This window comes from Streptomyces sp. SID3212, from assembly GCF_009865405.1.
Lineage (GTDB): Bacteria > Actinomycetota > Actinomycetes > Streptomycetales > Streptomycetaceae > Streptomyces.
The window spans coordinates 1-5,475 of record NZ_WWJY01000427.1; the positions used below are offsets into that span (position 1 = coordinate 1).

Consider the following 5,475-nt stretch of genomic DNA (forward strand, 5'->3'; position numbering starts at 1 on the left):
GGGGGTGGCGAGCGCGGACGACGTGGCCGCCGGGAAGCCCGGGCCCGACCCGGTGCTCAGGGCGCTGGACCTGGCCGGGGTGCCCGCGGACCGCGCGCTGTTCGTGGGGGACACCGTCTGGGACATGGAGGCCGCGACGAAGGCGGGCGTGCGCCCGCTCGCCGTCCTGACCGGCGGAGTTCCGCGCGCCGCGCTCCAGGCGGGCGGGGCCGAGGCGGTCTTCGTCAACCCGCTCGACGTGCTGGCCAACCTCGACACCGGACTCTTCGCGGACCTCGAAGAACGCTGACGGCCGGGACCGGCCGAAGGGCGGCGTCGTACGAGCCCGGTACCGGCCGTGCGGTACGAGTCCGGTCTCAGCCGCCGGGCGTCGGCGCCTCGCGCGTGCGGGTCCACTCCCGCAGCTGCTCGGCCGTCCAGGTGTTGACCACCCGGCCGGCCGGTACGCCGCACTCCTCGGCCCGCGCACAGCCCAGGAGTTGCCAGTCGAGCTGTCCGGGCGCGTGGGCGTCGGTGTCGACGGCGAAGAAGACCCCGGCCGCGACCGCCTCGCGCAGCAGCCGCCGGGGCGGATCGAGCCGCTCCGGCCTGCTGTTGATCTCCACCGCCGTGCCCGACTCGGCGCAGGCGGCGAACACGGCCGCCGCGTCGAACTCCGACTCCGGTCGGCTCCCGCCCGTACCGCCGTCCCTGCTCCTGCGGCGCTCACGCCCCGTCAACAGCCGTCCGGTGCAGTGCCCGAGGACGTCCGTCAGCGGATTGCGGACGGCGGCGACCATGCGCCGGGTCATCGGCGCCGACTCCATCCGCAGCTTGGAATGCACGGACGCCACGACCAGGTCCAGCCGTTCGAGCAGCTCCGGTTCCTGGTCCAGGGAGCCGTCGGGCAGGATGTCGCACTCGATGCCCGTGAGCAGCCGGAACGGCGCCCAGCCCGCGTTCAGCCGGTCGATCACGTCGAGCTGTTCACGCAGCCGTTCCGGTGACAGGCCCCGCGCGACGGTCAGCCGCGGCGAGTGGTCGGTGAGGACGGCCCACTCGTGCCCGAGCGCGGCGGCCGTACGGCCCATCAGCTCGATGGGGCTGCCGCCGTCCGACCAGTCCGAGTGGAGGTGGCAGTCGCCGCGCAGCGCGGCACGCAACTCCTGGCCGCGCTCGGCGAGCGGCCCCCCTGCCGTCTCCTCCAGACCGCGCAGATAGTCGGGTACGGCTCCGGCCACCGCCGCCTCGACGACCTGGGCCGTCTTGGGCCCGATGCCCGGCACCCGGGACAACGTGCCGGCGGCGGCGCGCCGGGCCACCTCGTCGGGAGCGAGGCCCGCCACGGCGGCGGACGCCGTACGGAACGCCTTGACGCGGTACGTCTCCGCCCGCGAGCGCTCCAGCAGAAAGGCGATCCTGTCGAGAGCCTCCACCGGATCCATGCGCACCCCCACTGGTCGGTCCGCCTGCCGCCCATTCTCCGTGCGGACCCCATGACGTGCATCTCGCGCGGGTCTGTCCGCGTCGGCAGGGGGTAGCCGGACACGCACTACAGGACGCACGTGACAGGGGAGGGCGCATGACTTCGACAGCGGAAGAAAAGGCGGCGACGGAAGCCGATGTGGATGTGTACGAGGACGGGCGCGAGGAGACGGCGAACGAACGGGCGGACCGTCAGTGGTCCGAACTGATCCAGGAAGTACGGGTCGCGCAGACCGGCGTGCAGATCATGTTCGGGTTCCTGCTGACCGTGGTCTTCACCCCGCGCTTCGCCACGCTCGCCGGGGCGGACAAGAACATCTACCTGGTCACCGTCGTCCTCGGCGCGGCGGCGACCGGCGCGCTGATAGGGCCGGTCGCCTTCCACCGGGTCGTCTCCGGCCGCCGTATGAAGCCCCGTGCGGTGACATGGGCGTCCAGACTGACCGTCACCGGCCTGTGCCTGCTGCTCGCCACGCTGGTGTCCGCGCTGTTGCTGATCCTCCGGGTGGCGACGCACAACCACTTCGTTCCGTGGATCGTGTCGGGGATCGTCGCCTGGTACCTGCTGTGCTGGTTCGTGCTGCCGCTCTGGGCGAGCCACCGGCACGGGTCGGAGCGGGACTCCTGACGGATCCGAGGAGGAGCGGCCCGGGCCCGGCCGGCCCGGGCGGGCCCGGCCGGGCCCGGACATGATGAGACCCCGCGAGCGGAGGACGCTGCGGGGTCTCACACTGCGGCCCTGACCGGACCTCGTCGTCATCGCCCGGGGGCGGGACGACACGCGCGGCCCCTGCCGTACGGAGCCCGGCCGACGCGCCCGGAGGGGGCGCTGCCGTGGGCTCCATGCCTCATGGCCGGGATGGTCACCGTCCAGGCCGCCGGATGGTGGCGGTGGAAGTTCTGGACGACGTCCGGCATGGCGACAGGGGCAGAGCGGGCCGGGTCATGGCTGATCCGGTGCCGGCCGCATGGTGGTGCGGTGGAGCGCTGGATCAGCCCTGAGCGGTACGACGCTTGCGAGCGGCCCACATGATGCCCGCACCGGCGACCAGGACAACAGCGGCCGCGCCCGCGATGATGGGCGTGGAGCTGGAGGAACCGGTCTCGGCGAGGTTGTCACCGGCCGGGCTCGGCTGCGACGACGGAACGGCCGCCGGCGAAGAGCTGGTGGGCTCCTCGGTCGGGGTCGGGGTCGACGTGCCGGGCGTGGTCGGAGTACCCGAAGGGGTCTCCGTGACCGGCGGCGTGGTCTCCGGCGTCTTCGTCGGAGTCGGCGTCGGGGTGGGCTCCTCGTCGCCGGGGCAGACCTCGGAGGTCTTGGTCTGGTCGACGTTGTACTGGTCGCCGTCCGCGGCCTTCACCACGAGGTGGAGCTCGACCGGCTTGGAGTGCTTGGCGATTTCCAGCGTCTTGTTGAACTTGTCGCCGAACTTCTCGCTGATGAGCGACGCGCCGTCCGCGGTGAGGGACACCTCGTTGACGGGGTTGTCACCGTGGCCGTAAGCCTTCAGGTCCACGGTGACCGACGAGCAGGAAACGGTCCAGTTCGGCGTGTGCGCGGCGGCCGTGCCGGCCGAGAGACCGACTCCCAGCACACTCGCTGCCGCGACCGCTATGAGTGCGCCGGGGCGCCTCAACGATCTGTTGAATACAGTCACAGAATCCTCCGCGATAACCGCGCCGTCCATATTGACGGCGCGCGCGCACAGTACCGCCATCAACCCGGAGGTTCTCAACCGCCCCACCCAACTCTCGGCCTCCGCACGCCTCGTGCGGGAGGGAGAAGGGTGTATGGGGCCCATAAGGGCCGTCGGCGGCCACTTCACGCCGAGCGAAGCGATTAAACATCCCGCCGTCGCGACCGGCTGGCATATTCGCGTCGTTACCCCTGATGAAGCCCATGACCACAAGGATCCACCGTCCGGCTGAGGTGCTTCCCTTCCCTCAAATAACGGTGATCCTTGGGAGTTTAAGTAAAGATTTCGTCAACAAAGCCGCGCCGGTTTGCCGTTGTTCGGATTAGGACCGATTTGTGCGCCACGACCGCGGCGTGTTGTCCCTGACCCACTGACGCGCCGCGGCGAGTCGCGGATGCCGCTCCCGCTGCTCCCGCGACGCGCGGTCCAGCTCCTCCATCAACCTCTGGGACCGGTTCTGCATGTCCAGTTCGTCCAGGATCCGATCGATCTCCGTCAGGAGGGCGCCGTGGAGCTGCCACTGGCGGGGGTGCCGCTGAACCCCTGTCAGCAAAAGCTGCGCCAGGTGCTCCCGGCTCGTGGCCGCCGCCGAGAGATCCTCCGCCAGCCGGTTCTCCGCCATCTCCGCGCTCTCGCTCACCTGGGTGGTCACCAGGACGGCGAAGCTGACGACGGCGTCCGCGACATGGCCGAGCAGCTCCTGGAGCGCGAACCCCACGTCGGAGGTGAACAGCGGTTCCTCCGTACGGTTCTTGGCCAGGTCGGTCATGGTCCTGGCCAGCACCCGCAGGACGACCGTGCAGATCTCCAGCGTGTCGAGTCCGGTACGGAGCACCACCCGGTTGAGCAGCCCCTCCTTGACGCGGGGATTGAGCCGGAGGCTGTCCTCGGCCTGGCGCAGCGCCGCGTCCACCTCGCTGATGTCGTGGTCGAGGCGGCGCGCCTCGTGGAGCCTGCCCGCGGCCCGCGCGACCGGCGTCGGCTCCGTCAGTCCTTCCCCGATGCCCAGGAGCAGTTGGCGCAGCCGGCGGGCCAGGCCCTCCAGGGACTCTCCCGCGCTGGCGACCCACACCGGCGGTACGAACAGGACGTTGAACAGCAGCCCCACCACCGCCCCGATCAGCGTGTCCAGCACCCGGTCCCAGGCGGTGTTCGCCACCTGGGTCACCCCGAGCACCAGCATGGCGCTGATCGCGACCTCCGGCACGAACTCGCCGGCCCGGACGATACGTCCCACCACCAGCGAGGCCAGGATGATCAGCCCGAGACTCCACCACGTCAGTCCGACCAGCGCGCTGAAACCGATGGCGACCAGCACCCCGGCCACCACGGAGTTCACTCTGCGGACCCCGGTGGTCAGAGTGGAGAACAGGGTGACCTGTACGACGAGCAGGGCGGTCAGCGGCGCGGTGAGCGGCGCGGCCTCGTTGCTCAGGCGCAGGGCGACGACATAGGCGATCGTGGCGGCGACGGTCGAGCGCAGGGTCTGGGCGACGGCCGGCTCGCGCCGCCGCTTCACCAGTTCCGCGACCGGCGCCCTCACGGTGTTCCGGACATCAGGCACGCGGTGTCACTTTCCGGCCGGGGAGGGGGGCGTACTCAGCTGCGCGGCGGCTCCTCGCCGCGGCGCCGGCCCGTGTCGCCGGACTCCGGCCCGTCCTCGGCCGGCGGCCGGTAGGCCTCCTCGCCGTGACCGCCCAGCTGATGCGGGTAGAGCCGCTCACCGTTGCCGGGGAACCGGTCGGAGGACTCGGTGTTCTCCTCGATGTGGGTCTGGTGGTCCGGCTTCACCGGCTGCTCCGAGGGCTTCGGCGGCGGCCCCATCCGGGAGCGCAGTCGCGCCCCGTACCAGAAACCGCCCAGAAGGATGATCACGACGATCAGGCCCACCACAAACGCGATGACCTTCGTTCCGACCCCGCTGGCCGCCAGGTCGACAAGATCACCGGCGTGGACAGGGCTCGCGTGGTGCGTGTTCGGTGGGTTCATGGTCATCCGCGTACCCCATGTCGGTGACGTCAGACGGGCGATCGGCCGGAGGCCGCGCATTCTTCACCCGGAGGAACGAATTCCGGACACGCCCCAGCGCCTTCCCGGCCCTGACCTCCTCCGGTGCTTTCATGGCCGGATGCCGGAGCAGCAGGGTGCGGAGGTGAGCTCCATGGCGCGCGGGATCGTGCTCGTCGCGGAGTTGACCCTCTGGTGGGGCGGCCTGCTCGTGCTCTGGCTGATGCTCATCGGCCCCGTCGAGCCCCTGGAGTGGGCGGTCGGCGGCTCCGCCGCGCTGCTCGGCGCCGCCGCGGCCCTCGCCGCC

8 protein-coding genes are annotated in these 5,475 nt (G+C 71.1%); 4 read left to right on the forward strand and 4 right to left on the reverse strand.

Annotation, left to right across the window (positions count from 1 at the left end; genetic code table 11):
* Window positions 1–289, forward strand: a 289-nt coding sequence (locus tag GT042_RS12805) for an HAD hydrolase-like protein (protein WP_161308828.1), incomplete at its 5' end; no start/stop codon positions are given.
* Window positions 290–356: 67 nt separating this feature from the next.
* Here GT042_RS12805 and GT042_RS12810 read toward each other — a convergent pair.
* The gene (locus tag GT042_RS12810; RefSeq protein ID WP_161308829.1) at window positions 357–1,424 is read right to left on the reverse strand and encodes a PHP domain-containing protein; all 1,068 of its coding nucleotides are present in this window, start codon (window positions 1,422–1,424) and stop codon (window positions 357–359) included.
* 137 nt (window positions 1,425–1,561) lie between these two features.
* On the opposite strand from GT042_RS12810, the gene GT042_RS12815 reads away from it, so the two are divergent.
* Entirely contained in the window at window positions 1,562–2,092 is a 531-nt protein-coding gene (locus GT042_RS12815) for a DUF6328 family protein (RefSeq protein WP_161308830.1), read from the forward strand.
* 364 nt (window positions 2,093–2,456) lie between these two features.
* On the opposite strand, the gene GT042_RS12820 is transcribed toward GT042_RS12815, so the two are convergent.
* Complete coding sequence (locus tag GT042_RS12820) at window positions 2,457–2,981, reverse strand: LAETG motif-containing sortase-dependent surface protein (protein WP_237530750.1); 525 nt, start codon at window positions 2,979–2,981, stop codon at window positions 2,457–2,459.
* A gap of 1 nt (window position 2,982) precedes the next feature.
* Here GT042_RS12820 and GT042_RS39030 point away from each other — a divergent pair, with 1 nt between their 5' ends.
* Complete coding sequence (locus GT042_RS39030) at window positions 2,983–3,393, forward strand: hypothetical protein (protein WP_237530751.1); 411 nt, start codon at window positions 2,983–2,985, stop codon at window positions 3,391–3,393.
* Window positions 3,394–3,483: 90 nt separating this feature from the next.
* Here the strand turns inward: GT042_RS39030 and GT042_RS12825 are convergent, their stop codons facing one another.
* Window positions 3,484–4,725: an aromatic acid exporter family protein gene (locus GT042_RS12825; protein ID WP_161308832.1), complete on the reverse strand. Its 1,242-nt coding sequence runs from the start codon at window positions 4,723–4,725 to the stop codon at window positions 3,484–3,486.
* Window positions 4,726–4,760: 35 nt separating this feature from the next.
* The gene (locus GT042_RS12830; protein ID WP_161308833.1) at window positions 4,761–5,150 is read right to left on the reverse strand and encodes a DUF6479 family protein; all 390 of its coding nucleotides are present in this window, start codon (window positions 5,148–5,150) and stop codon (window positions 4,761–4,763) included.
* Between the two features lie 139 nt (window positions 5,151–5,289).
* Between GT042_RS12830 and GT042_RS38160 the strand changes: the two genes are divergently transcribed.
* A partial coding sequence (locus GT042_RS38160; protein WP_202532699.1) for a hypothetical protein occupies window positions 5,290–5,475 on the forward strand: 186 nt, incomplete at its 3' end.